19 protein-coding genes and 2 pseudogenes are annotated in these 22,336 nt (G+C 52.4%); 13 read left to right on the forward strand and 8 right to left on the reverse strand.

Features of this window, described 5'->3' with window-relative positions; genetic code table 11:
* Positions 1-23: 23 nt before the first annotated feature.
* The 3 genes from O1Q74_RS16935 to rluA all read left to right on the forward strand — a co-directional run bounded on the left by O1Q74_RS16935 (position 24) and on the right by rluA (position 6,300).
* Positions 24-2,390 (forward strand): DNA polymerase II, encoded by a 2,367-nt coding sequence (locus O1Q74_RS16935; protein WP_271874755.1) that lies wholly within the window; start codon positions 24-26, stop codon positions 2,388-2,390.
* A gap of 184 nt (positions 2,391-2,574) precedes the next feature.
* Positions 2,575-5,478, forward strand: coding sequence for an RNA polymerase-associated protein RapA (gene rapA, locus O1Q74_RS16940; RefSeq protein ID WP_271874756.1), 2,904 nt, complete (start codon positions 2,575-2,577; stop codon positions 5,476-5,478).
* Between the two features lie 168 nt (positions 5,479-5,646).
* Complete coding sequence (gene rluA / locus O1Q74_RS16945; protein WP_271874757.1) at positions 5,647-6,300, forward strand: bifunctional tRNA pseudouridine(32) synthase/23S rRNA pseudouridine(746) synthase RluA; 654 nt, start codon at positions 5,647-5,649, stop codon at positions 6,298-6,300.
* A gap of 83 nt (positions 6,301-6,383) precedes the next feature.
* Here rluA and djlA read toward each other — a convergent pair whose 3' ends face one another.
* Positions 6,384-7,259 carry a co-chaperone DjlA gene (djlA, locus tag O1Q74_RS16950; RefSeq protein ID WP_271874758.1) on the reverse strand — a complete coding sequence of 292 codons (876 nt, stop codon included), beginning with the start codon at positions 7,257-7,259 and terminating at the stop codon, positions 6,384-6,386.
* Between the two features lie 149 nt (positions 7,260-7,408).
* Here djlA and lptD point away from each other — a divergent pair, with 149 nt between their 5' ends.
* The 6 genes from lptD to apaH all read left to right on the forward strand — a co-directional run bounded on the left by lptD (position 7,409) and on the right by apaH (position 14,297).
* A complete protein-coding gene (gene lptD, locus O1Q74_RS16955; protein WP_271874759.1) occupies positions 7,409-9,817 on the forward strand; it encodes an LPS assembly protein LptD in 2,409 nt (802 codons plus the stop codon).
* A gap of 102 nt (positions 9,818-9,919) precedes the next feature.
* A complete protein-coding gene (gene surA, locus O1Q74_RS16960; RefSeq protein WP_271874760.1) occupies positions 9,920-11,215 on the forward strand; it encodes a peptidylprolyl isomerase SurA in 1,296 nt (431 codons plus the stop codon).
* A 31-nt stretch (positions 11,216-11,246) separates the two neighbouring features.
* On the forward strand, positions 11,247-12,248 hold the full coding sequence (gene pdxA / locus O1Q74_RS16965) for a 4-hydroxythreonine-4-phosphate dehydrogenase PdxA (RefSeq protein ID WP_271874761.1): 1,002 nt from the start codon (positions 11,247-11,249) through the stop codon (positions 12,246-12,248).
* Positions 12,241-13,059 (forward strand): 16S rRNA (adenine(1518)-N(6)/adenine(1519)-N(6))-dimethyltransferase RsmA, encoded by an 819-nt coding sequence (gene rsmA, locus O1Q74_RS16970; protein WP_271874762.1) that lies wholly within the window; start codon positions 12,241-12,243, stop codon positions 13,057-13,059. Before pdxA ends, rsmA begins: the two co-directional genes overlap by 8 nt.
* A gap of 12 nt (positions 13,060-13,071) precedes the next feature.
* On the forward strand, positions 13,072-13,449 hold the full coding sequence (apaG, locus tag O1Q74_RS16975; RefSeq protein ID WP_015841767.1) for a Co2+/Mg2+ efflux protein ApaG: 378 nt from the start codon (positions 13,072-13,074) through the stop codon (positions 13,447-13,449).
* 2 nt (positions 13,450-13,451) lie between these two features.
* Positions 13,452-14,297, forward strand: coding sequence for a bis(5'-nucleosyl)-tetraphosphatase (symmetrical) ApaH (gene apaH, locus O1Q74_RS16980; RefSeq protein ID WP_271874763.1), 846 nt, complete (start codon positions 13,452-13,454; stop codon positions 14,295-14,297).
* A 43-nt stretch (positions 14,298-14,340) separates the two neighbouring features.
* Here apaH and O1Q74_RS16985 read toward each other — a convergent pair whose 3' ends face one another.
* The gene (locus tag O1Q74_RS16985) at positions 14,341-14,535 is read right to left on the reverse strand and encodes a hypothetical protein (protein ID WP_271874764.1); all 195 of its coding nucleotides are present in this window, start codon (positions 14,533-14,535) and stop codon (positions 14,341-14,343) included.
* A 310-nt stretch (positions 14,536-14,845) separates the two neighbouring features.
* A pseudogene (locus O1Q74_RS16990) lies at positions 14,846-15,000 on the reverse strand (IS3 family transposase); the annotation flags it as partial.
* A 314-nt stretch (positions 15,001-15,314) separates the two neighbouring features.
* Here O1Q74_RS16990 and O1Q74_RS20405 point away from each other — a divergent pair.
* The 3 genes and pseudogenes from O1Q74_RS20405 to O1Q74_RS17000 form a co-directional block, all read left to right on the forward strand.
* On the forward strand, positions 15,315-15,506 hold the full coding sequence (locus O1Q74_RS20405; protein ID WP_442953147.1) for a pyridoxine 5'-phosphate oxidase C-terminal domain-containing protein: 192 nt from the start codon (positions 15,315-15,317) through the stop codon (positions 15,504-15,506).
* 187 nt (positions 15,507-15,693) lie between these two features.
* A complete protein-coding gene (locus tag O1Q74_RS16995; RefSeq protein ID WP_271874765.1) occupies positions 15,694-16,296 on the forward strand; it encodes a LysE family translocator in 603 nt (200 codons plus the stop codon).
* Positions 16,297-16,468: 172 nt separating this feature from the next.
* Positions 16,469-16,775: pseudogene (locus O1Q74_RS17000) on the forward strand (IS3 family transposase); the annotation flags it as partial.
* Between the two features lie 51 nt (positions 16,776-16,826).
* Here the strand turns inward: O1Q74_RS17000 and O1Q74_RS17005 are convergent.
* Together O1Q74_RS17005 and gfa are read right to left on the reverse strand one after the other, a co-directional pair.
* Positions 16,827-17,399 (reverse strand): DUF1349 domain-containing protein, encoded by a 573-nt coding sequence (locus O1Q74_RS17005; RefSeq protein WP_271874766.1) that lies wholly within the window; start codon positions 17,397-17,399, stop codon positions 16,827-16,829.
* 105 nt (positions 17,400-17,504) lie between these two features.
* Positions 17,505-18,077, reverse strand: coding sequence for an S-(hydroxymethyl)glutathione synthase (gfa, locus tag O1Q74_RS17010; protein ID WP_271874767.1), 573 nt, complete (start codon positions 18,075-18,077; stop codon positions 17,505-17,507).
* Positions 18,078-18,741: 664 nt separating this feature from the next.
* Between gfa and O1Q74_RS17015 the strand changes: the two genes are divergently transcribed.
* Positions 18,742-20,073, forward strand: a complete 1,332-nt coding sequence (locus O1Q74_RS17015; protein ID WP_271874768.1) for an FAD-binding oxidoreductase — start codon at positions 18,742-18,744, stop codon at positions 20,071-20,073.
* A 325-nt stretch (positions 20,074-20,398) separates the two neighbouring features.
* On the opposite strand, the gene folA is transcribed toward O1Q74_RS17015, so the two are convergent.
* From folA to O1Q74_RS17030, 3 genes are all read right to left on the reverse strand, one after another.
* Positions 20,399-20,881, reverse strand: coding sequence for a type 3 dihydrofolate reductase (gene folA, locus O1Q74_RS17020; RefSeq protein ID WP_271874769.1), 483 nt, complete (start codon positions 20,879-20,881; stop codon positions 20,399-20,401).
* A gap of 98 nt (positions 20,882-20,979) precedes the next feature.
* Positions 20,980-21,450: a threonine/serine exporter gene (locus O1Q74_RS17025; protein WP_271874770.1), complete on the reverse strand. Its 471-nt coding sequence runs from the start codon at positions 21,448-21,450 to the stop codon at positions 20,980-20,982.
* Positions 21,441-22,214, reverse strand: a complete 774-nt coding sequence (locus O1Q74_RS17030) for a threonine/serine exporter family protein (protein WP_271878972.1) — start codon at positions 22,212-22,214, stop codon at positions 21,441-21,443. The genes O1Q74_RS17025 and O1Q74_RS17030 overlap by 10 nt, the downstream gene beginning before the upstream one ends.
* Positions 22,215-22,336 lie beyond the last annotated feature (122 nt).

The following is a 22,336-nucleotide window of genomic DNA, read 5'->3' on the forward strand; positions in this document are numbered from 1 at the left end:
CGCTCGCTATAAAAGGCCGCTTAGTGACTCAGGTTCGTCAGGGGTTTCTGCTGACCCGCCACTGGAATGACACACCAGCTGGCACACAGGTTGAATTCTGGCTGGCCACCGATGAGGGCCCGCTGCTCGCACGGCTGCCGGTACAAGAAGCCATTGCTTTTATTCCCGCCCAGCAGGAAGCCCGCGCAAGAACGCTCTTACAGCAGGAAAAACGCTGGCAGTTAAAACCGCTCGCCATGCAGGATTTCCACCATCAGCCGCTATTGGGGCTGTATTGCCCACAATACCGGCAGTTGCTGCGGCTAGAGAAATTGCTGCGTGAAGGCGGCGTGCAAATCTACGAAGCTGATATTCGCCCGACGGAACGCTTTCTGATGGAACGCTTTATCACGGCACCGGTGTGGTTTAGCGGTACGCCCACGTCAGACGGCCTGCTGACGGATGTTCGAATGAAACCTCATCCCGATTACCGCCCGACGCTCAGGCTGGTGTCGCTGGATATCGAAACCAACCGCCACGGCGAGCTTTACTGCATCGGGCTGGAAGGCTGCGGGCAGCGTCAGGTTTACATGCTCGGCCCGCCGAACGGCACGCCTGCCGAGCAGGAGGATTTTACGCTGGAGTACGTCGCCAGCCGCCCGCAATTGCTGGAAAAGCTGAATGTCTGGATGCAGCAGCACGATCCCGATGCCATCATCGGCTGGAATCTGGTGCAGTTTGACCTGCGCGTCTTACAGAAACATGCCGAGCGCTACACTATTCCGCTCAAGCTGGGGCGTAATGGGCAGGCGCTGGAATGGCGGGAACACGGCTTTAAGCAAGGGCACTTTTTTGCCAGCGCCACCGGTCGCCTGATTATTGACGGCATTGAAGCGCTCAAATCCGCGACGTGGAATTTTGCGTCGTTTAGTCTGGAATTTGTTGCACAGTCCCTGCTGGGGGAAGGTAAAGCCATCGACACACCCTATCAGCGGATGGATGAGATTGATCGACGTTTTGCCGAAGATAAACCCGCACTGGCGCGCTATAACCTGCAAGACTGCGAACTGGTCACGCGTATTTTCGACAAAACCGAACTGCTGCCGTTCTTGCTGGAGCGCGCCAGCGTCACCGGACTGGCAGCAGACCGCAGCGGCGGTTCCGTTGCCGCCTTTTCCCACCTTTATTTACCGCGCATGCACCGCATGGGTTACGTGGCCCCCAATCTGGGCGATGTCGCGCTTGAAGCCAGCCCCGGCGGATTTGTGATGGATTCGCGTCCCGGTTTGTATGATTCGGTACTCGTGCTGGATTATAAGAGCCTTTATCCTTCGATTATCCGCACATTCCTGATCGATCCGGTCGGGCTGGCGGTGGGAACACAAAATCCAGACGCGCAGCACGCCGTCCCCGGCTTTCGCGGTGCGTGGTTCTCCCGCGAGCAGCACTGCCTGCCCGCGATTGTCGAGCAAATATGGCAAGGGCGTGAAGCCGCGAAGCGCACCAATAATAAGCCGCTGTCGCAGGCGCTAAAAATTATCATGAATGCCTTTTACGGCGTACTCGGTGCCACAGGCTGCCGCTTCTTCGATCCGCGTCTCGCCTCCTCCATCACCCTACGCGGCCATGAAATCATGCGCAAAACGCGCGAACTGATCGAAGAACAAGGCTATCAAGTGATTTATGGCGATACCGACTCCACGTTCGTCTGGCTGAAACACGCGCATCGCGAAGAAGAAGCGACAGCGATTGGCAACGCGCTGGTACAGCACGTTAACCAGTGGTGGACACAGCACTTGCACGACACCCAGCAGTTGACCAGCGCGCTGGAACTGGAGTTTGAGACGCATTTTCGCCGCTTCCTGATGCCCACCATTCGCGGTGCCGAACAAGGCAGCAAGAAGCGCTACGCCGGACTCATCGACACGCCACAAGGCGAAAAAATGGTATTCAAAGGGCTGGAAACCGTGCGCACCGACTGGACACCGCTAGCGCAACAGTTTCAACAGCAGCTCTATCTGCTGATTTTTCAACAACAGCCGTACCAGGCGTGGCTGCGTAATTATGTCGATCGCACTCTGAACGGGGAGTTCGACGAGTTGCTGATCTATCGCAAACGGCTACGCCGCCGACTGGATGACTACCAGCGCAACGTGCCGCCCCACGCCAGAGCCGCAAAAATCGCCGATGACTATAACCGCCAGCAAGGGCGGCCGCTGCAATACCAAAACGGCGGCTGGATCAGCTATGTGATGACCGTGAATGGCCCCGAGCCGCTGGAAACCCGCCATTCGCCGCTGGATTATCAGCATTATGTAGAACGTCAGCTCCAGCCGGTCGCGGACGCCATTCTGCCTTTCCTGCATGATGATTTTGCTACACTGGTAACAGGCCAGATGGGCCTGTTTTAAATGACGCGTATTTCTGTCTTTAAATGAAAGGGGTTAATTCGCGGTACAGCAAGTTTGAGGGGTGACGAACGCACCGTCATCCATTACCATAACGCCCTTTCTGAATTTGCATCAGCAGCATTATCGGCACCCGGTAATGTAATCAGACATTCCCCCGACACAGACGAAATCGAGCTAAGAATTTATGCCTTTTACACTTGGTCAGCGCTGGATCAGCGATACGGAAAGCGAACTTGGACTGGGAACGGTTGTTGCCGTCGATACGCGTATGATAACGCTGCTTTTTCCTGCCAGCGGTGAAAACCGACTTTATTCCCGCAGCGACGCCCCCATCACCCGTGTGATGTTCAACCCCGGCGATACCGTCACCAGCCATGAAGGCTGGCAGCTCAAAGTTGATGACGTGCGAGAAGAAAAAGGGTTACTGGTGTATTGCGGCCAACGTCTGGATGATGAAACGCCAGCAGAACTGCGTGAAGTCTTTCTGGACAGCAAACTGACGTTCAATAAACCGCAAGATCGTCTGTTCGCCGGACAGATCGATCGTATGGATCGCTTTGCCCTGCGCTACCGCGCCCGCAAGCATCAAAACGAGCAGGCGCTACAGCAACAGGGCGGGTTACGCGGCATGCGTGCCAGCCTCATCCCGCATCAGCTTCATATCGCTTACGAAGTCGGCCAACGTCATGCGCCACGCGTTTTGCTGGCGGACGAAGTCGGTCTGGGGAAAACCATTGAAGCCGGAATGATCATCCACCAGCAGTTGCTGGCGGGCCGTGCCAGTCGCGTGCTGATTATCGTACCGGAAACCCTGCAACATCAGTGGCTGGTCGAAATGCTGCGCCGCTTTAACCTGCTGTTCTCGTTGTTTGACGACGAGCGCTATGCCGAAGCCAAACTCGACAGCAGCAACCCGTTTGAAACCGAACAGTTGGTGATTTGTTCATTGGGTTTTGTACAGCGCAGCGCCCAGCGTTTTGCACAACTCGTCAACGCAGACTGGGATCTGCTGGTGGTGGATGAAGCTCACCATCTGGTCTGGAGCGAAGAAAACCCCAGCCCGGAATATCAGGCCGTTGAAGCGCTGGCACGCGCCACGCCGGCCGTTCTGCTGTTAACCGCAACGCCGGAACAACTTGGTCAGCAGAGCCACTTTGCGCGTTTACGCCTGCTCGATCCCAACCGCTTCCACGACTATCAGGAATTCCTTGCCGAGCAGCAGCAGTACCGCCCGGTTGCCGATGCCGTCACGCTGCTGTTAGCGGGCGAAAAAGCCCAAACGGCTGAACTGAACGCGCTGAGCGATTTGCTGGGTGAACAGGACATCGAGCCGCTGCTGAAAGCCATTAACAGCGACAGCGATGATAATCAGAAGGCGCGTCAGGAACTGATCGCCATGCTGATGGATCGCCACGGCACCAGCCGCGTGTTGTTCCGTAACACGCGTCAGGGGGTTAAAGGCTTCCCGCAGCGTATCCTGCATCAAATCCGCCTGCCGCTGCCGTCGCAGTACCAAACGGCGATTAAAGTGTCCGGCATTATGAACGCGAATAAAGCGCTGGAAGTCCGCGCCCGCGACATGCTGTACCCGGAACAAATTTATCAGCAGCTCGAAGGGGACGATGCCACCTGGTGGAACTTCGATCCGCGCGTGGAATGGTTACTGAACTACCTGACCGCCAACCGAGATGAAAAAGTGCTGGTGATCTGTGCGCAGGCAGCCACCGCGCTACAGCTGGAGCAAGTGCTGCGCACGCGTGAAGCGATCCGCGCCGCCGTCTTCCATGAAGGGCTATCGATTCTGGAGCGTGACCGCGCCGCCGCCTATTTTGCTTCTGAAGAAGAAGGTGCACAGGTGCTGATCTGTTCAGAGATCGGTTCCGAAGGTCGTAACTTCCAGTTCGCCAGCCATTTAGTGATGTTCGATCTGCCGTTCAACCCCGATCTGCTGGAACAGCGTATTGGTCGTCTGGACCGTATCGGGCAGGCTAAAGAAATTCAGATTATGGTGCCGTATCTGGAAAATACTGCGCAGGCCATGCTGGTTCGCTGGTATCACGAAGGGCTGGATGCGTTTGAGCACACCTGCCCGACAGGCCGCACCATCTATGATGCCCACCATACGCAGTTGATCGAGCGCATGACGACCGTCGATGAACAGCAAGGGCTGGATGAATTTATTCACACCTGCCGACAACAGCACGACAGCCTGAAACAGCAGCTTGAACAAGGCCGCGATCGTCTGCTGGAAATGCATTCTAACGGTGGCGAACAGGCTCAACTGTTGGCGCAGGCCATCGCCGAGCAGGATAATGACGTCAATCTGGTGACATTCGCGCTGAACCTGTTTGATATTGTTGGCATCAATCAGGAAGATCGCAGCGATAATCTGATCGTCCTGACGCCATCCGATCATATGCTGGTGCCGGATTTCCCAGGCCTGCCGCAGGACGGCTGCACGATCACTTTCGATCGCGATCAGGCACTTTCCCGCGAGGATGCGCAGTTTATCAGTTGGGAGCACCCGCTCATCCGTAACGGGCTCGATCTGGTGCTGTCCGGCGATACCGGAAGCTGTGCGGTGTCGCTGCTGAAAAATAAAGCCCTGCCGGTCGGCACGCTGCTGGCGGAGCTGGTTTACGTTGTCGAAGCACAAGCACCGAAACACCTGCAACTGACCCGCTTCCTGCCACCAACGCCGGTTCGCCTGCTCATGGATCGTAAAGGAACCAATCTGGCCGCACAGGTTGAGTTTGAGAGCTTCAACCGCCAGCTCAACGCGGTAAACCGTCATACGTCCAGCAAGCTGGTGAATGCGGTACAAGCAGACGTCCACGCCATGCTACAGCAGGCGGAAGCATTAGTTGAAGCGCAGGCACGCCAGCTCATTACCGACGCGCAGGAGCAGGCTGACCTGCAATTGCGCCGCGAGCTGGAGCGTCTGGAAGCGCTGAAAGCCGTCAACCCTAACATTCGTGAAGATGAGTTGACTGCACTGGAAAACCAGCGTGAGCAGGTGCTGAGCAATCTGCACGAAGCCAACTGGCGTCTGGATGCGATTCGTCTGGTGGTGGTGACACATCAGTAAACGTTTCTGACAGCGGTATAGGCATAAACCTCATACCGCTGTTATAAAGACACGTTGTTTGCAAAATCGAGATACACGGGCATACCACGGGGCGAGGTCTCCCTGCGGGAACCTCATCCCCGTGTTCTCCCTAATATCACACATTATATGTTGTCTGAAGGTGCTCCGATGGAACCCTATAATCCGCCTACCGATCCCTGGTTGCACATTCTTTACCAGGATCAGCACATCATGGTGGTGAATAAACCCAGCGGTCTGCTGTCGGTTCCCGGCCGTGCGCCAGAACACAAAGACAGCGTGATGAGCCGCATTCAGGCTAACTATCCCACAGCCGAATCCGTTCATCGTCTGGACATGGCGACCAGCGGCGTGATTGCCGTCGCCCTCACGAAAGCCGCCGAGCGCGAATTAAAGCGCCAGTTTCGCGAGCGCGAACCGAAAAAATCCTATCTTGCCCGCGTCTGGGGGCATATGGCGCAGGATGAAGGCGTCATCGATCTTCCTCTGATCTGCGATTGGCCGAACCGCCCAAAACAGAAAGTCTGCTTTGAAACAGGAAAATCAGCACAGACGGTGTATCAGGTACTTTCGCGTGACGCTGACGGTACAACACGCGTCAAGCTGATGCCGATTACCGGCCGATCCCACCAACTGCGCGTCCATCTGCTCGCGCTAGGCCACCCTATCCTCGGCGATGGCTTTTATGCACATCCTGATACTAAAGCGATGGCGCCCCGCCTGTTACTGCACGCACAAGAACTGGCTATCACGCACCCGGCTTTTAATACCCCGATGCACTTTCGTTGCGAAGCGGATTTCTGAGGCAAACGCGCCGACGGTATTTGCAAATCGAATTTGGTAGAGCGGTAAAACGGGGAAGTAAAAAGAAGGGGGGAAGGTGCGGATTATTTTGTCTGATTCGCGCTTTTCAACAGTTCATAGGCTGCCTGAATATCCTGCGCTTTACGCTTGGCCATCTCCATCATCCTCGGCGAAAGTTTCCTGGCGACCAACTTATCAGGATGATGCTCGCTCATAAGTTTACGGTAGGCGCGCTTAATCGTCGCGGCATCATCGCTGCTCCGCACGCCCAGCGTACGACAGGCGCTTTCGACCGTTGGCCCACGCGGCGGTGACGCCGGACGTTGACCGCCATAAGAGTGACCGTTGGAATAGCCATTATTACGACGCTGATGTGATTTTCCGTTCTGTCGTGATTGATTCTGTCGAGACTGTTGCCCCGAGGGGCTTTCCATATTGCGCAGGAAGAACTCAAACTGCTCACGCGTCACGCCCAACTCATCGGCTATCACGTATAACACACGTCGCTCATTCGGGTGCAAAATGCCATCAACAAACGCGACCTGAAGCTGAATTTCCAGAAACATCTTAATTAAATCAAAGCGTCCCAGACAGGCATCACGCAGCTTGCGTAATTTTATGCGCAGCGGGAAATGGCCGGCCTTTCCTTCGCGGAAAGCCTGTTGAGCTGCGGTTCTGGCTTCACCAAACAGCTCAAGGCGATCCATCATTTTGGTCGCGATCTTGATATCGGCTTCCGTCACCCGCCCTTTGGATTTGGTCAGGTGCCCCATGGCCTGAAAGGTCGTGAGAAAGAACAAAGACTGACGGGTAGACTGGGCCGAAAAATAATCACGGCGACGCGATGCCCGGGCTTTGTCAATCCAATGCCCCATCAGCAAACCCATGATCACTCCCCAGATGCCAGCGCTTGAGACGATTCCCAACGCTAACCCCAGCAACTTTCCCCAATACCGCATATACTCCTCAAATCCTCATGCCGTCAGCCAAAAATTGCTTTATCATACCTGTCATTTATCTTTGCACCTAACGGCGGTGCGTATAGGCGGTGGGGATTTAACACTGGCGCAACGCTAACGAGTGATATAGTCTCTGACCGTTTGCCGGCATGATGCCCCTGATGACGGAACACCTGATACTGCGTATGAAAAAAAGCTTCCCAACTCTGCTGGCCACTCTGGTTTGGTCGGCGCTTTACAGCCAGCATGCGCTGGCCGATCTCGCTGAACAGTGCATGCTGGGTGTACCTACGTACAACAGACCGCTGGTCACTGGCGATCCCAATCAGTTGCCGGTCAACATTCAGGCCGATAAAACCGCAGCCAACTATCCAGACAGTGCCAAATTCACCGGTAATGTTAACATCCAGCAGGGCAACAGCGTCATGACTGCCGAGCAGGTGGAACTGAATCAGTTGGATCCGGCAACGCAGGGTAGCCCCCCCACGCGGACGATTACCGCGACAGGAAATGTCCACTACGACGACAATCAGGTTATCCTGAAAGGCCCTAAAGCCTGGGCCAACCTGAACACCAAAGATACCGACGTCTATGAAGGCGACTATCAGATGGTGGGGCGTCAAGGGCGTGGCTCCGCTGACAAAATGAAAATGCGTGACAGCAATCGCTACACCATTCTGGAAAACGGCTCCTTCACTTCCTGTCTGCCGGGAGATAATAGCTGGAGTGTCGTCGGTTCGGAAGTGATTCAAGACAGAGAAGAGCAGGTTGCTGAAATCTGGAACGCGCGTTTCAAGATTGCTGGCGTACCTGTGTTCTATAGCCCGTATTTGCAGCTTCCTATCGGCGACAAACGACGCTCTGGCTTCCTGGTCCCTAATGCGAAATATGGTAGCAGCAATGGCTTTGAGCTGCTGACACCCTATTATTGGAACATCGCGCCTAATTTCGACGCCACGATCACACCACACCTGCAAACCAAACGCGGTATGCAGTGGCAGAACGAATTCCGCTACCTGACCACGCCGGGCCTTGGCGTTGTTCAGTTCGACTGGCTGCCTGGCGACCGTGAATACGCCAAAATCTCACCGCAAGACGATAACGATACCCGTTGGTTGTTCCACTGGGGTCATAGCGGCGTGATGGATCAGGTATGGCGTTTTAACGCGGACTACACCAAAGTCAGCGACGACCGCTACTTCACCGATCTGGACTCGAATTACGGTTCAACCACGGATGGCTACGTCACCCAAAAATTCAGTGCGGGTTACGCGAACCAAAACTGGAACGCCACCGTGTCCACCAAACAGTTCCAGGTCTTTTCCAACGCAACCAGCCGCGATGTCTATCGTGCCGCGCCGCAGCTCGATATCAATTACTACCAGAATGATATCGGCCCGGTTGATATGCATCTTTATGGTCAGGCGGTAAAATTTACCAACGTCAACGACAATCGGCCGGAAGCGACGCGTCTGCACGTTGAACCCACCCTGAATCTCCCGTTGGCAAATCGCTGGGCAAGCCTAAATACTGAAGCCAAGCTCTTGGCGACACATTATCAACAAGATAATCTCGATCGTTACCGTGCGACACCAAGTAGCTCTCAAGAGATACAAGATTCAAAAAATGCACTAAAAGATTCAGTGAATCGCGTAATGCCGCAATATAAAGTCGATGGCAAGATGGTCTTTGAGCGCGAAATGGACTGGTCGCAGGCTTATACTCAGACGTTGGAGCCTCGTGCGCAATACCTCTATGTGCCTTATCGCGACCAGAGCAGTATTCATACCTATGATTCTACGCTGATGCAGACCGACTATTCCGGCCTGTTCCGCGATCGCAGTTACAGTGGTCTGGATCGTATTGCATCGGCGAATCAACTCGTGACTGGTGTCACTACACGTATTTATGATGACGCATTGGTTGAACGTTTTAACGCTTCTATTGGTCAAATCTATTACTTCGATCGCCCACGCACAGGGGATCGCAATACTGCGCTCGATAAAAGCGATAACAATGGTAGCCAGGTATGGGCCGGTGACTCCTTCCTGAAAATCGATGACAGATGGGGTGTTCGCGGGGGTCTACAGTATGACAATCGCCTGAACGAAATCGCACTGGGCGACGCCGTGTTAGAATACCGTCGTGATGCGGAACGTCTGGTGCAATTAAATTATCGTTACGCCAGCCCTGAATATATTCGAGACATGATTCCTAATGTCACGAATCCTGGTTTCCAGCAGGGTATTTCGCAGGTTGGTATCACCGCGAGCTGGCCGATTGTCGAGCGTTGGGCCGTGGTGGGTGCTTATTATTACGACACCAAGGCCAATCAGCCGGCGAACCAGCTTATTGGCTTACAGTACAATACCTGCTGTTGGGCCGTGAGCGTCGGTTATGAACGTAAAATTACCGACTGGAACAGCGTCAGCCGCAGCAGCGAATACGACAACAAAGTGTCGTTTAATATCGAATTACGTGGTTTAAGCAGTAATTACAGTCTGGGTTCTGAAAAAATGCTGCGCTCAGGTATTCTGCCTTACCAGCGCGCATTCTGATGTCATACGGAGTGCTGAGCCGATAAGGGTGTGGAAAACAGACTACATTACTGAAATATTGGAACTTTTAACCCGCCTTGCGGATGAAATAATGGGAAAGGTATGAAGAACTGGAGAACGCTTATTCTCGGATTGGCACTGAGTGCCTCTACCGCGTTCGCAGCACCACAGGTGGTTGATAAAGTCGCAGCAGTGGTCGACAACAGCGTCGTGTTGGAAAGTGATGTAAACAGTCTTTTGCAGTCGGTAAAACTGAACGCCCAGCAGGCCGGGCAACAGTTGCCTGATGACGCCACGTTGCGCCATCAGATTACCGACCGTTTAATCATGGATAACATCATCCTGCAAATGGCGCAGAAGATGGGGATTCAGGTGACCGATGAGCAGTTGAATCAGGCAATTGCCAATATTGCCGCTCAGAACCGTATGTCTCTGGACCAGCTAAAAAGCCAGTTGGCCTACGAAGGTCTGAACTACAACACCTACCGTAACCAGATTCGCAAAGAGATGCTGATCTCGGAAGTCCGTAACAACGAAGTCCGTCGTCGCGTGACTGTACTGCCACAGGAAGTCGATACGCTGGCTAAGCAGATCGCCAACCAGACCGGTGAAAATGATGAGCTGAACCTGAGCCACATTTTGATCCCCCTGCCGGAAAACCCTACTCAGCAGCAGGTTGATGAGGCGGAAAATCTGGCAACCTCTCTGGTGAAACAAATCAATGAAGGCGCGGATTTTGGTAAGTTGGCCATCACCTATTCGGCTGACTCTCAGGCACTGAAAGGCGGCCAGATGGGCTGGGGTAAACTGCAAGAGATCCCCACGCTGTTTGCCGAGCGCTTAACTCAGGCGCAAAAAGGCCAAATCGTCGGCCCAATCCGCTCTGGCGTAGGTTTCCACATTCTGAAAGTGAACGATATTCGCGGTGGTAACAAAAGCGTATCGGTAACCGAAACCCATGCTCGCCACATTCTGATCAAACCTTCCGTCGTTATGACGGACAGTCAGGCACAAGCCAAGCTGACCGAAGTGGCACAGCAGATCAAAAACGGCAGCACCAATTTCGCCTCGCAAGCCAAACTGCTCTCTCAGGATCCCGGTTCAGCGAATCAGGGCGGCGACCTTGGCTGGGCTTCTCCAGATATGTACGATCCGGCCTTCCGCGATGCGTTGTTGAAACTGAAGAAAGGCGAAATCAGTCAGCCTGTTCACTCCTCTTTTGGCTGGCATCTGATTCAATTGCTGGATACCCGTCAGGTGGATAAAACCGACGCGGCACAAAAAGAGCAGGCGTACCGTATGATCTTTAATCGTAAATTCGCCGAAGAAGCGCAAACCTGGATGCAGGAACAACGTGCAGCGGCCTATGTCAAAGTGATTAATGGTGCCACTAACTAATGCTGATTGAAACTCATGCAGATTGAAACTCATGCAGACTGAGAGCAATACGCCACGCGTTGTGATCACCCCCGGCGAACCCGCCGGGATTGGCCCCGATCTGGTGATTGCTCTGGCTCAGCAGGCCTGGCCTGTGGAGCTGGTGATCTGTGCGGATCCTGAGCTGTTACTCAGTCGCGCACTGCAATTGTCTATGCCACTGACGCTACGTGACTATCAACCCGGCCAACCCGCACAGCCACAGCAGGCAGGTAGTCTCACCATTCTGCCAATCGCCGCACCGGCAACCGTCATTCCAGGTCAATTGAATGTCGCTAACAGCGCTTATGTCGTTGAGACCTTGGCGCGAGCTTGCGACGGCTGCCTGAACGGTGAATTTGCCGCGCTGATTACCGGCCCGGTACATAAAGGTATTATCAACGATGCTGGCGTCCCGTTCAGTGGACACACTGAATTTTTCGCCGATCGCAGCCACTGTGACCGCGTCGTCATGATGCTGGCGACGGAGGAACTGCGTGTTGCTTTAGCGACCACGCATCTGCCGCTTGCCGCCGTCTCTGCGGCCATTACCCGTCAGAGCCTGCACGAAGTCATCACGATTTTGCACCATGATTTGCAGACAAAATTCGGCATCGTTCAACCGCACATCTACGTCTGCGGGCTGAATCCTCATGCCGGTGAAGGCGGCCATATGGGCCGTGAAGAGCTGGATGTGATTAACCCTGCGCTGGACGAACTACGTCAGCAGGGCATCACGTTGGTTGGGCCGCTGCCTGCCGACACGCTTTTCCAGCCCAAATATCTGCAACACGCTGACGCCGTTTTGGCGATGTACCACGATCAAGGGCTCCCGGTTCTGAAATATCAGGGCTTCGGGCGCGCCGTTAATATCACGCTGGGGTTACCTTTTATCCGCACATCCGTTGACCACGGTACAGCGCTTGAGCTGGCCTCAACGGGCAGTGCCGACCCCGGCAGCTTCATCACGGCATTAAATCTTGCCATTAAAATGATAAAACACAGTAATGAATAATCGCGTACACCAAGGTCACTTCGCCCGTAAACGTTTTGGGCAAAACTTTTTAAACGATCACTTCGTGATCGATAGCATCGTTTCGGCTATTCATCCTCAGCCGGGTCAAGCCGTCGTAGAGATCGGCCCCGGCCTCGGCGCACTGACCGCGCCTGTCGGCGAACGAATGGATCGTTTTACCGTGATTGAACTGGACAGGGATCTGGCCGCGCGGTTGGAAACACATCCGACGCTGAAAGATAAGCTGACCATTATTCAGCAAGATGCCATGACCATCGATTTCGCCGCGCTCGCTGAGCAAGCTGGACAACCGCTGCGCGTTTTTGGCAACCTGCCGTATAATATTTCCACACCGCTGATGTTCCACCTGTTCAGCTATACTCAATCTATCCGCGACATGCACTTTATGTTGCAGAAAGAAGTGGTTAACCGTTTGGTCGCAGGGCCGAACAGCAAAGCTTTCGGACGTCTGAGCGTCATGGCACAGTATTATTGTCAGGTGATTCCGGTGCTTGAAGTGCCGCCGGAGGCGTTCAAGCCCGCACCTAAAGTTGATTCCGCTGTTGTGAGACTCGTCCCTCATGCCGAGATCCCTTACCCGGTCAGCGACATTCGCGTACTGAGCCGCATCACGACGGAAGCATTTAACCAGCGCCGTAAGACACTGCGTAACAGTCTCGGCAATCTGTTTACCCCAGACGTGCTCACCGAGCTGGGGATCGATGCCACCAGCCGCGCAGAGAATGTAACCGTTGAGCAGTATTGCCGATTGGCAAACTGGTTAAGCGAGCATCCTGCAAAACAGGAATAACTGGAGTTCATCATGATTAATGCGCCCCGTGTTTGTGTACAGGTTCAGAGCTTCTACGTGGAATCACAATCGGAGCCTGATGAAGAACGTTTCGTGTTTGCTTACACGATTACGGTTCGCAATCTGGGGCGTCATGAAGTCCAGCTTTTAGGACGTTATTGGCTGATCACCAACGGTAACGGCCGACAGACTGAAGTTCAGGGTGAAGGCGTGGTCGGCGAACAGCCGATTATCCACCCTGGTAGCGAATTCCAATATACCAGCGGTGCCGTCATCGAAACGCCCCTCGGCACGATGGAGGGCCACTACCATATGACCGACCATCAGGGTAAAGCATTTCAGGTTTCCATCCCCGTTTTCCGTCTGGCTATCCCTTCACTGATACATTAATTATGTCTACCTACTTAGTTGGCGATGTTCATGGCTGTTTAGTTGAACTCAAAGCGCTATTGGCGCAAGTTTCCTTTAATCCTGAGCAAGATACACTGTGGTTAACCGGTGATTTAGTCGCACGCGGGCCAGATTCACTTCAAGTTCTGCGCTTCGTTCGCTCTCTCGGTTCTTCCGTCCGCATGGTGCTCGGCAACCACGACCTGCACCTGTTGGCCGTTTATGCTGGCATCAGCCGCAACAAGCCGAAAGATCGTATCAGCGATCTCCTCACCGCACCGGACGCAGACGAGCTCATCAACTGGCTACGCCGCCAGCCGATCCTACAGGTTGATGACGATCTGAAGCTGGTCATGGCGCACGCGGGCATCACACCACAGTGGGATCTGCCGACAGCGCTCATGTGCGCACGCGAGGTCGAAGCGATCCTGAGCAGCGACAGCTATCCGCTTTTCCTTGATGCCATGTATGGCGATATGCCAAACCACTGGAGCCCGGAGCTTAGCGGTCTGGCTCGACTACGCTTTAGCACCAATGTCTTTACCCGTATGCGCTACTGTTTCTCTGGCGGGCAACTGGATATGCTCTGTAAAGAGCCGCCGAGTCAGGCTCCTTCTCTGCTAAAACCGTGGTTTGATCTGCCAAGTCAGATTACCGGGGAATATGCTATTGCCTTCGGTCACTGGGCATCGCTGGAAGGGAAAGGCACACCGGAAAATATTTACGCGCTGGATACCGGGTGCTGTTGGGGAGGGGAACTGACTATGCTGCGTTGGGATGATAAGCGCTATTTCACGCAACCGTCGCTTTCATCAACTGCCGAACTCTCTGGCGATAGCGCGTCCTGATCGGATGCGCGAATGTCTTCAGACTATCGCAACCGCACTACTGTCAGAGAAAGGGGAAGGCCGTCCCAGGCTGAACGTTTTTGGCTGGCGGAACGGCTAGCTCCTCAGCGGGAATCGACCAGATACCGCCGCCAAGAAATCCAGCCAGCCCCACAGCGTCTACGTTGCCTGATGGTAATTCACGGCGGCGTGGATCGCTCAGTCGGTCAGTATTCAGATTGCTGTTTCTATTCGTCATGCTTACTGTCTCCTGTCTATCAAACATCGTGCATCGTGTTCCATTACACGCCAACGTGGCGGGTACAGAACGTTATGCATCCTGATACTATCGATGCCAGATGACGCAAATATGAACGCTGCCTCAATGAGGCAGAATACTATCGATTGAAAACGCCACCTCACTGCTCATTTGGTTTATCCCCGCTAGCGCTGGGAAGATTTTATCGCGCTCTGGCGAATCAACGCGCCAAGTCAGAAACCTTGTAAAACAAGTGTTCTCTGTCCGTCCTTTGGGTTGGCAGAAATCGCAGCTTCGCGCCGACTGGACCTTCCAGCGTCTGCACCACATCCTTGACGTGGTAGGTGAAGTGTGAATCGGTTGCGAAGCAGTAGCGGGAGGCGTATCCACGATGGTCGGTCAGATACGCAGTTTCTTGCCGCTGCCGAGTTGGTTGTGAACAAAATCCATGTCCCAGACGTCGTTTTATCCATAACGAACGCGCGTCTCGCAAATCACCCTGATTGGTCTTTCAATAGGGGTAAGCCCAGTTCTTCGAGGTTTGTAGTATATGACACTGGTTACTTTAGGAAGGGGCGTCCATAACATCACTACATGTGTGTGACTACATTGTCAGAAAAGATCTGTCTGTGCTTGCACTGAGTCAGTACCCATATATACCCGTCATACTTCAAGCTGCTTGTGCGTTGGCAATACTCGTCTCATCTCTGAGCCTCAGCCTGAAGGGCCGCCACAAGCGGCGTTCAAATTGGCTAAGCCAATTAGCCTCTGAGGCTGAAATGCTGGAAAGATTTCGCCAGACACAGGCTGAAACGAAAGGATATCTTGTAAATAAACCCGAGCGATGGGGTGGGATACGGGTGACGCCTTTGTCGATTGAGTTTTTGACATTTCGTGAAAACCGATTGCATCTGCGAGAATTATATTCGAGATTGGAAGGTAATTGGAGCTATAAACTATTGCAACCATAGCGTTCAGTCAGGATAAGTCGGTGAAAGTTTAGCTGAATTTATTCTGTTCTATTAAGAGGTTTGCTTTATTGTGAAACGTTATTTGTATTGCCTTCTCAACAATTACCCGACTGTTTTTTCGGGTTGATGCAGTGTTTGATAATGGTATTTTCAATCCGTTTTTCTTTAATTTATAACATTAGGATATATGGAAATTGATATTCTTGGTTTTATACCTGCTTTACTTCCCATTGCGCTTTCCCCTGGAGCGAGTTTTACCCTCGCTATGAACAGTGCCATTTCGGGTGGACGGCGTGGGCTATTAAAAACATTGGCTGGAACCGCTCTTGGCATATACACGCATGCAACGCTTATAGGCCTCGGCATAACAGCCATACTTGTTGCTTCTCCTGCTATATTTAATATTCTGAAAATTGCAGGAACAGCTTATCTATTTTGGTTAGGTATTCAGCTCATCAGTAGTGGTATGAAGAATCAACGCGTTGAATGTAATGGGAATGTTCTTACCTTCACGCTGAAAGAAGCATATCTGGCAAATGTGTTCAATCCTAAAGCCGTTATGTTTTATCTTACAGTCGTTTCGCAGTTTGCTGGTGCTAGTGGCCACATGGTTAATTATCTAATTTTGGCTTCAGTGCATATTTTAATTATGGGAACATGGCTTGTCGCTGTCAGCAATGCATTTGTTTTTTCTGCTAAAAAAGCAGATCCTATAATGCTAAAAAAATACGTCAATGTGGGTGGTGGAGTTCTGCTCATTTTTTTCTCTTTAAGCAACGTTATCTGCTAAAATTTTCACAATCTATTTTAGTATATGATATGACTATCTTTTCTGGGACTGTCTGGCATCCTGTAAGGCTCCCTGATTTATTTACACACAATTTTGAGGTTTACGGTTTTTTCAATCATCAGTCGCTATTCATCCGGCATCAGATTATTCAGGGAGGAATGATGACGCTCGCTGTTATAGCGATCAAGGAAGCCACTATACGGGCTTGAAATATCAACAACCTCTCATAAAAAAAGCGTCAGTCGGCAAGGAAACTGCTGGGATAACAGTCCAATGAAGCGCTTCTCCGTAGCCTGAAAACAGAATAGGTACCTGCAAAGGGTTATCGGTGCAAAGATGCAGCCCGGCAACAAATCAGTGGCTATATATTGAATGACGACAACAGCGTCAGGCCTCACCATTACAACGGAGGACTGACGCAGGAAGAATCAGATAACATATACCGTTCTTACTGTAAAACCGTGGCCCATATGGCTTGACCATTACACAGTCAGTAAAAGTATGGCATCGGCTGCTTTAGGGGGAATCCATTACATCGCTGCTGATAAATTGAAGTCCGAGAAAGTCACCTCCAGTCCCTCACGTTCAGGTGTAGAAGCCATCGGACCAACAAGGTAGTGATCTGCTTCAGGGAATGGAGCGAGTCGAATTAAAGACCAGTCACCACCGTTAGAGGACACGTATAGTCTTAATGTGCCTTTTCCCACAGAGACCTTCATATAGAAGTCCTTTGCATCACCGTGGTAATCGGAAGCGGCGAAATCGGACTTGACGTTTGTGATTACGCTACCAAGCTTGGGCAAGCCTCCCGAATATTCGATCCCGGATTTCATCCAGTTCTTGTCATCGATACGAACCATGATGCCAGCCTGATCATAATGCTTTTCGAATTTCCCGCACACACGAACCTGCGCGGTGAACTCACTGCCAGTCTTCACGCCGAAAAAATGTCCTGTGTCACGAATGACGTTCGAAAACGTCTCACGCCAGAAGTCAGTTCCCTTATCCGTCGTCAGCGTTATCGAGCCTTGGTCGTTCTTCCATACCTTCGGCTCATTGAGCCACTGTCCGTTAGAAAGCAGATTTTCCTGATTATCTGACATATTTAATCCTTTTTATTCAAGCTTACAGATCAAATTTAAACGCCTTGAGGCGGCAAGCCGCGTCAGCACAACAGTGTTAAGTCATCATTAGAAAATTCAGATTCATCAGTTAGGAAGAACTCCCGCCTTCCTCGCCGTCCATGTGGCAATGTAGTCCATAAGATCCGGAGACAGGCAATCGAAGGGTTCAAGACCCAATTCCTTGAGCTGGCCTCGTATTTCCTCCATACGCGAAGGGTTCGTACCACTCTCGATAATTGACGAAACGAACGCAGCAAATCCGGGTTTGGCCCAGCCCTCCTCCTCAAATCGCTCAGGATGGATGAACGCAAGTCCCTGAAATGGATGATCGCGTTCCACCGGACCATACATGTGAACGCCACACTCCTTACAAGCATGCCGCTGGATTAACGCGGCAGAATCGACCACCATTAATTTTTCAGCATGCTCGATGACTTCCACATTGTTTGTGGGGGCGACAGCAACTACGGAGAAGACAGCACCATCGGGCTTCCAGCACTTTGTGCATCCGCAGGCGTGGTTATGAGCTATATCACCTTTAACGCGGACCCTGACTGATTTCCTTGTACACTCACACACCAGCGTACCACCGGAGAACGATGTACCACTTCCTGCAAACTGATTGTCGATGTTAGGATGTATTGCGATTTTGGTCACCAAAGTCTTCCTCCTTTAACTCGCCAAAGTCAGGCAGCGCTCCATGAACGTCATTGGAGAGCACCAGTGAAATACCTGATGAGCCGACAGAACAGATCGGTTCAGCTTCTCAGTAAACCACCACACCGCGAATGCTATTGCCAGAATGCATCAGTTCCCCCCCTTTTGCTAAGCGTAACGAGCGTTCCCTTTTCTTACTGAGATGATCAGGACAATCTTGAAAAGCATCAACTTCGCAACCTCACTTAAATTGACGCTACATGACGCACTGCTTTAAATAGATTGCGTCATACCGACTGACGTTGACCTCGCTTTGAGAACCTACGTACCACCATCGACGAACAAAATTGAAAGTGTCTATTCCAGCAAGTTGAGGATCGCTGTTAGATCGCGAAGAGCTGCCTGATTGCTCAACACGCTATCAAGGGGGAATTACGATTTGTCTTTAGGCAAGAGACTGCGTAAAGCGAAACACCTGCGGCTCTGGAGACGTCTTTTATCGTGAACTTTCGGGCGGCGTGCATCTCCACGCTTTCTGTACCTCTTACACAAATTTGACCACTTTTCTTTTACAACTCAACAAAGGTATTGACAAAATCGGAACATCTGAACAAGTCTAGATATGTCGATTTACCAACCAGATGAACAAACCTAGGAGATCGGGATGAGTTTTAGCGGAACAATTATCTTTCGCGGCGAAAGCGGTTTTCGCGAAGTGTTGAACGACATTGTTTGGAATGCCATGAAGCCGGAACGAGAGCCAGCCGTAATCGTACGCCCGCAATCTGCTGCGGATGTCGCGGATGCGGTCAAGTTGGCCGCTGAAAAGGGTTTGCAGATCAAGGCCAGGTCTGGCGGACATAGTTGGACGGCATCCTGCGTCAGGCAAGATTCTATGTTGATTGATCTGGGGGAAATCAATGACATTACGGTTGATCGAGAGTCGTCGACCGCGGTAATTGGAACGGGTGCAAAGGTGAAACAGGTTGTTGGAACACTCGCAGATAACGATTTGTTCTTTCCAGCAGGTCATTGCCCAAGTGTGGGCATTGGCGGATTTCTTCTGCAGGGTGGATGGGGATGGAATTCACGTGCCTTGGGCGTTGCATGCACCAATGTCCGAGCGGTCGACGTCGTCACTGCCGATGGCAGGCTAATCCACGCTAACGCAACGGAAAATCCGGAGTACTACTGGGGTGCACGGGGAGCAGGTTCAGGCTACTTCGGTATTGTGACCCACTTCCATGTGTCCTGTTTCACGCAGCCCAAGTGCCTGCTTCATCGTCAGGAAATTTATCCGGAAGAATGCGGCGAAGAAATTATGAAGTGGTCCTTCGGCCTACAAGAGCAGCTTCCAAACGAGGTAGAATGGTTTGTGTTCTGTAGCCGTCCGTCTCCCACGGAAAAAGCGCAGTATCGGGTCGAAGCCATCTCGTTTTTGTCAGACGAGTCGACTGGTCGACAAGCACTCGAGATTTTTGATAGTTGCCCTGTTCGTCACAAGGCAATCAGTAGTTCACCCACGGCCATAACCGACATGGCGACACTCTTGGCTGGTACAGACGGGCTGTATCTGGAAGGCTATCGCTGGGCTGGCGACAACGCATGGTTCGATCAAGGTTCGGACGACTTGGCTGCCGCAATTGTTGAGGCGGCTAATGTACTGCCACCGTGGCCTTCGCACCTTGTCGTTTACGGTTGGCCTTCTCCTCTCCCGTTTCAGGATTCGCTCTTTTCGATGGCGGGAAAAATCTACGCCTGTGCAATCAGTGGATGGAATGACCCGAAACAGGACAGCACTGGACGTTCCGCTTCCATGCGATCAATATCAATGCTCGAACCCTTCGCTAAGGGGATGGGATTGGCCGACGAAGGGCTGCTCTACCGTGATGCGCCCGTGCACAGCATAAAAAACGCTGAGCAACTGGAACGTATCCGAAAAAAGGTGGATCCCGAGAACCGATTCCTCAGCTATCTTACCAAAGGCGGCAAGTAACGACACGAGTTGCCAAATACGTCCTCCTCGGCGGCAATCGTGCCGTCGAGGAGGACGGCTTAATTCCACCGCAGTCATTCTGAGCTCTCAGTCGTAATTATTTAATGTCAGGATGATAGCCCAGAGAAAGTGCGATGAAGCAAGGCCAAGGCGTAGCAGGAGAATGGCTGGCTCTTTGAAAGACGGCATAGAGGAACACACAGTGAATGGTTAGTACAATAAGTTGCTCACAAAACTATGCCTGATTTTTTTACTCGCCCACAACCAGATATTCTCCAAGCGGCCACCAGAGCAAACTTAGAAAGATGTGGGTGATGCTATGCGCCTAGCGGCGTTCCAGAATCTCGAAGCAGTAACTGTGTGAGTTGCGCTCGTCAGCATCATGGAATTCGCTGAAAACAGACTGCCATTCATCCGGCTCATAGTCAGGGAAATGCGTGTCGCCTTCCACTTCAGCATCAATGTGAGTCAGGTAAAGACGGTTAGCCTGCGCCAGCATTTGCTGATAAATACTGCCGCCGCCAATCACCATCACTTCTTCAACGTCGCCCGCCGCCACCAGCGCAGCATCCAGCGAAGAGACCCAGGTCACACGATCGTCATCACCGGGATGATTACTGACGACAATGTTCAGCCGGCCGGGCAGCGGCTGACCGATAGAACGGAAAGTATTACGCCCCATAATAATCGGCTTATTCAGCGTATTACGCTTAAACCACGCCAGATCGGCGGGCAAATGCCACGGCATCGCGTTTTCCATACCGATTACGCGATCCACTGCCAGTGCAGCAATCAAACTAATAACCATGGTGAAAAAACCCTGTAGGTCAGAAAATTGCTGACACTATACGGAAAGCCCTTTCGCTCGTCGATATAGATACGAGGCCGAAACGTAATATAAGAGTTTTATACTCCCGGCCGTTTTCGGTAGAGCCAGATTCCCGGTAAAGACAGGCCGATAGAGAGTGCGCCGACGATAAAACTGGCCTTAAGGAAATTGGTCATCATGACGCTCATCAGCGCTTCGCTGTAGCCAAGATGCGAAATCTCCACTACCGAAATCATCGCCGTGTAGGCAGAAATACCGGGAAACATCGGGATCACGGCCGCGACGGTGAAAACTTTCGGGTGCGCCAGCAGCCAGCGTGACCAGCGAATACCAGTGATGCCAATCAGGATTGCCGCCAGAAACGACGCCCACTCAATATTCATACCGAAATGTATCGCCAGGAACCGTACGCCGTGCCCGACGCCGCCCAGCAGCGCACAGTAGGGCAACACTTTCAGCGGTACGTTGAAGACCATCGCAAAGCCCAACGCAGGCACCGCCGCCAGCACCATATCCTGTAAGAACGCCCACAGTAAACTTAAGCCCATCCGCGTAACCCCCACAGCGACATCGCCATCACAACGCCAATACAGGTTGCCAGCGTCAGTAAACTCGCGACCGTCCAGCGTGCCAGACCGGTATTCACGTGCCCTTTAAACATATCTGCCACGGCATTAATCAACGGAAAGCCGGGAACCAGCAGCAGCACACTGGCCGCCATCGCGACCGTTGAGGTTTGAGAAAAAGTGGGTAAACGCATCAACAGTCCGGATGCTGACGTCGCAACAAACGCCGTAATACAGAAGTTGATCAACGGATTCAGATGTCGCGCCGTAAACACCTGTCGGACATACATCGCCAGTCCGCTGGCAATCAGCGTGACGATAAATGCATCCCACCCGCCGCCATTCAAACGGCTGAAGCAGCCGCAGGAAAGCGCCACAACGGAAACCATCAGCCAGCGCGGGTAGCGCAAGGGTTTGATGTTCCCCAGACGTTTTTCCACCCCCGCCACATCCAGCAGTTTATGCTCGGCCATGATGACCGCATGCTGAACTTCAATGACGACGTGCATATTAATGCCGCGGTCCACATTCTTCCGCGTCGACGTCAGGCAATGTCCTTGCATGATAGTGGTCAGGACAATCGAGTTTGCCGAGATAGAACTCTCAACGCTATCAGCGCCCAGAGCCATACCCAGCCGTGACGATAGCTGTTCCACGACCATACTCTCTGCGCCATGCTGTAATAGCAGCAGTGCGCACTGGATGCACAGCCGGGTGATTTCCCGCTGCTGTGGCGCTTCCCCCATCCGTTTTGTATTACTTAGTAATTCACGGCTCTCACATTCACTGACCATGTTGTTATCTCAACCCGCCCCTGAAATTAACCACAAAAAATGAAAGGACAATTGTTAACATATCGCCGCCGAAT

The organism is Pectobacterium sp. A5351, assembly GCF_028335745.1.
Classification (GTDB): Bacteria; Pseudomonadota; Gammaproteobacteria; order Enterobacterales; family Enterobacteriaceae; genus Pectobacterium.

Coding starts and splice junctions, on each gene's coding strand:
- rluA (WP_271874757.1), top strand. CDS start 5,647: ATGGAACCCTATAATCCGCCTACCGATCCCTGGTTGCACATTCTTTAC.
- rsmA (WP_271874762.1), top strand. CDS start 12,241: ATGAATAATCGCGTACACCAAGGTCACTTCGCCCGTAAACGTTTTGGG.
- rapA (WP_271874756.1), top strand. CDS start 2,575: ATGCCTTTTACACTTGGTCAGCGCTGGATCAGCGATACGGAAAGCGAA.
- O1Q74_RS17025 (WP_271874770.1), bottom strand. CDS start 21,450: ATGGGCTTAAGTTTACTGTGGGCGTTCTTACAGGATATGGTGCTGGCG.
- apaH (WP_271874763.1), top strand. CDS start 13,452: ATGTCTACCTACTTAGTTGGCGATGTTCATGGCTGTTTAGTTGAACTC.
- pdxA (WP_271874761.1), top strand. CDS start 11,247: ATGCAGACTGAGAGCAATACGCCACGCGTTGTGATCACCCCCGGCGAA.
- djlA (WP_271874758.1), bottom strand. CDS start 7,259: ATGCGGTATTGGGGAAAGTTGCTGGGGTTAGCGTTGGGAATCGTCTCA.
- O1Q74_RS16985 (WP_271874764.1), bottom strand. CDS start 14,535: ATGACGAATAGAAACAGCAATCTGAATACTGACCGACTGAGCGATCCA.
- apaG (WP_015841767.1), top strand. CDS start 13,072: ATGATTAATGCGCCCCGTGTTTGTGTACAGGTTCAGAGCTTCTACGTG.
- surA (WP_271874760.1), top strand. CDS start 9,920: ATGAAGAACTGGAGAACGCTTATTCTCGGATTGGCACTGAGTGCCTCT.
- O1Q74_RS16995 (WP_271874765.1), top strand. CDS start 15,694: ATGGAAATTGATATTCTTGGTTTTATACCTGCTTTACTTCCCATTGCG.
- O1Q74_RS17015 (WP_271874768.1), top strand. CDS start 18,742: ATGAGTTTTAGCGGAACAATTATCTTTCGCGGCGAAAGCGGTTTTCGC.
- O1Q74_RS20405 (WP_442953147.1), top strand. CDS start 15,315: ATGCTGGAAAGATTTCGCCAGACACAGGCTGAAACGAAAGGATATCTT.
- O1Q74_RS17030 (WP_271878972.1), bottom strand. CDS start 22,214: ATGGGGGAAGCGCCACAGCAGCGGGAAATCACCCGGCTGTGCATCCAG.
- lptD (WP_271874759.1), top strand. CDS start 7,409: ATGATGCCCCTGATGACGGAACACCTGATACTGCGTATGAAAAAAAGC.
- folA (WP_271874769.1), bottom strand. CDS start 20,881: ATGGTTATTAGTTTGATTGCTGCACTGGCAGTGGATCGCGTAATCGGT.
- O1Q74_RS17005 (WP_271874766.1), bottom strand. CDS start 17,399: ATGTCAGATAATCAGGAAAATCTGCTTTCTAACGGACAGTGGCTCAAT.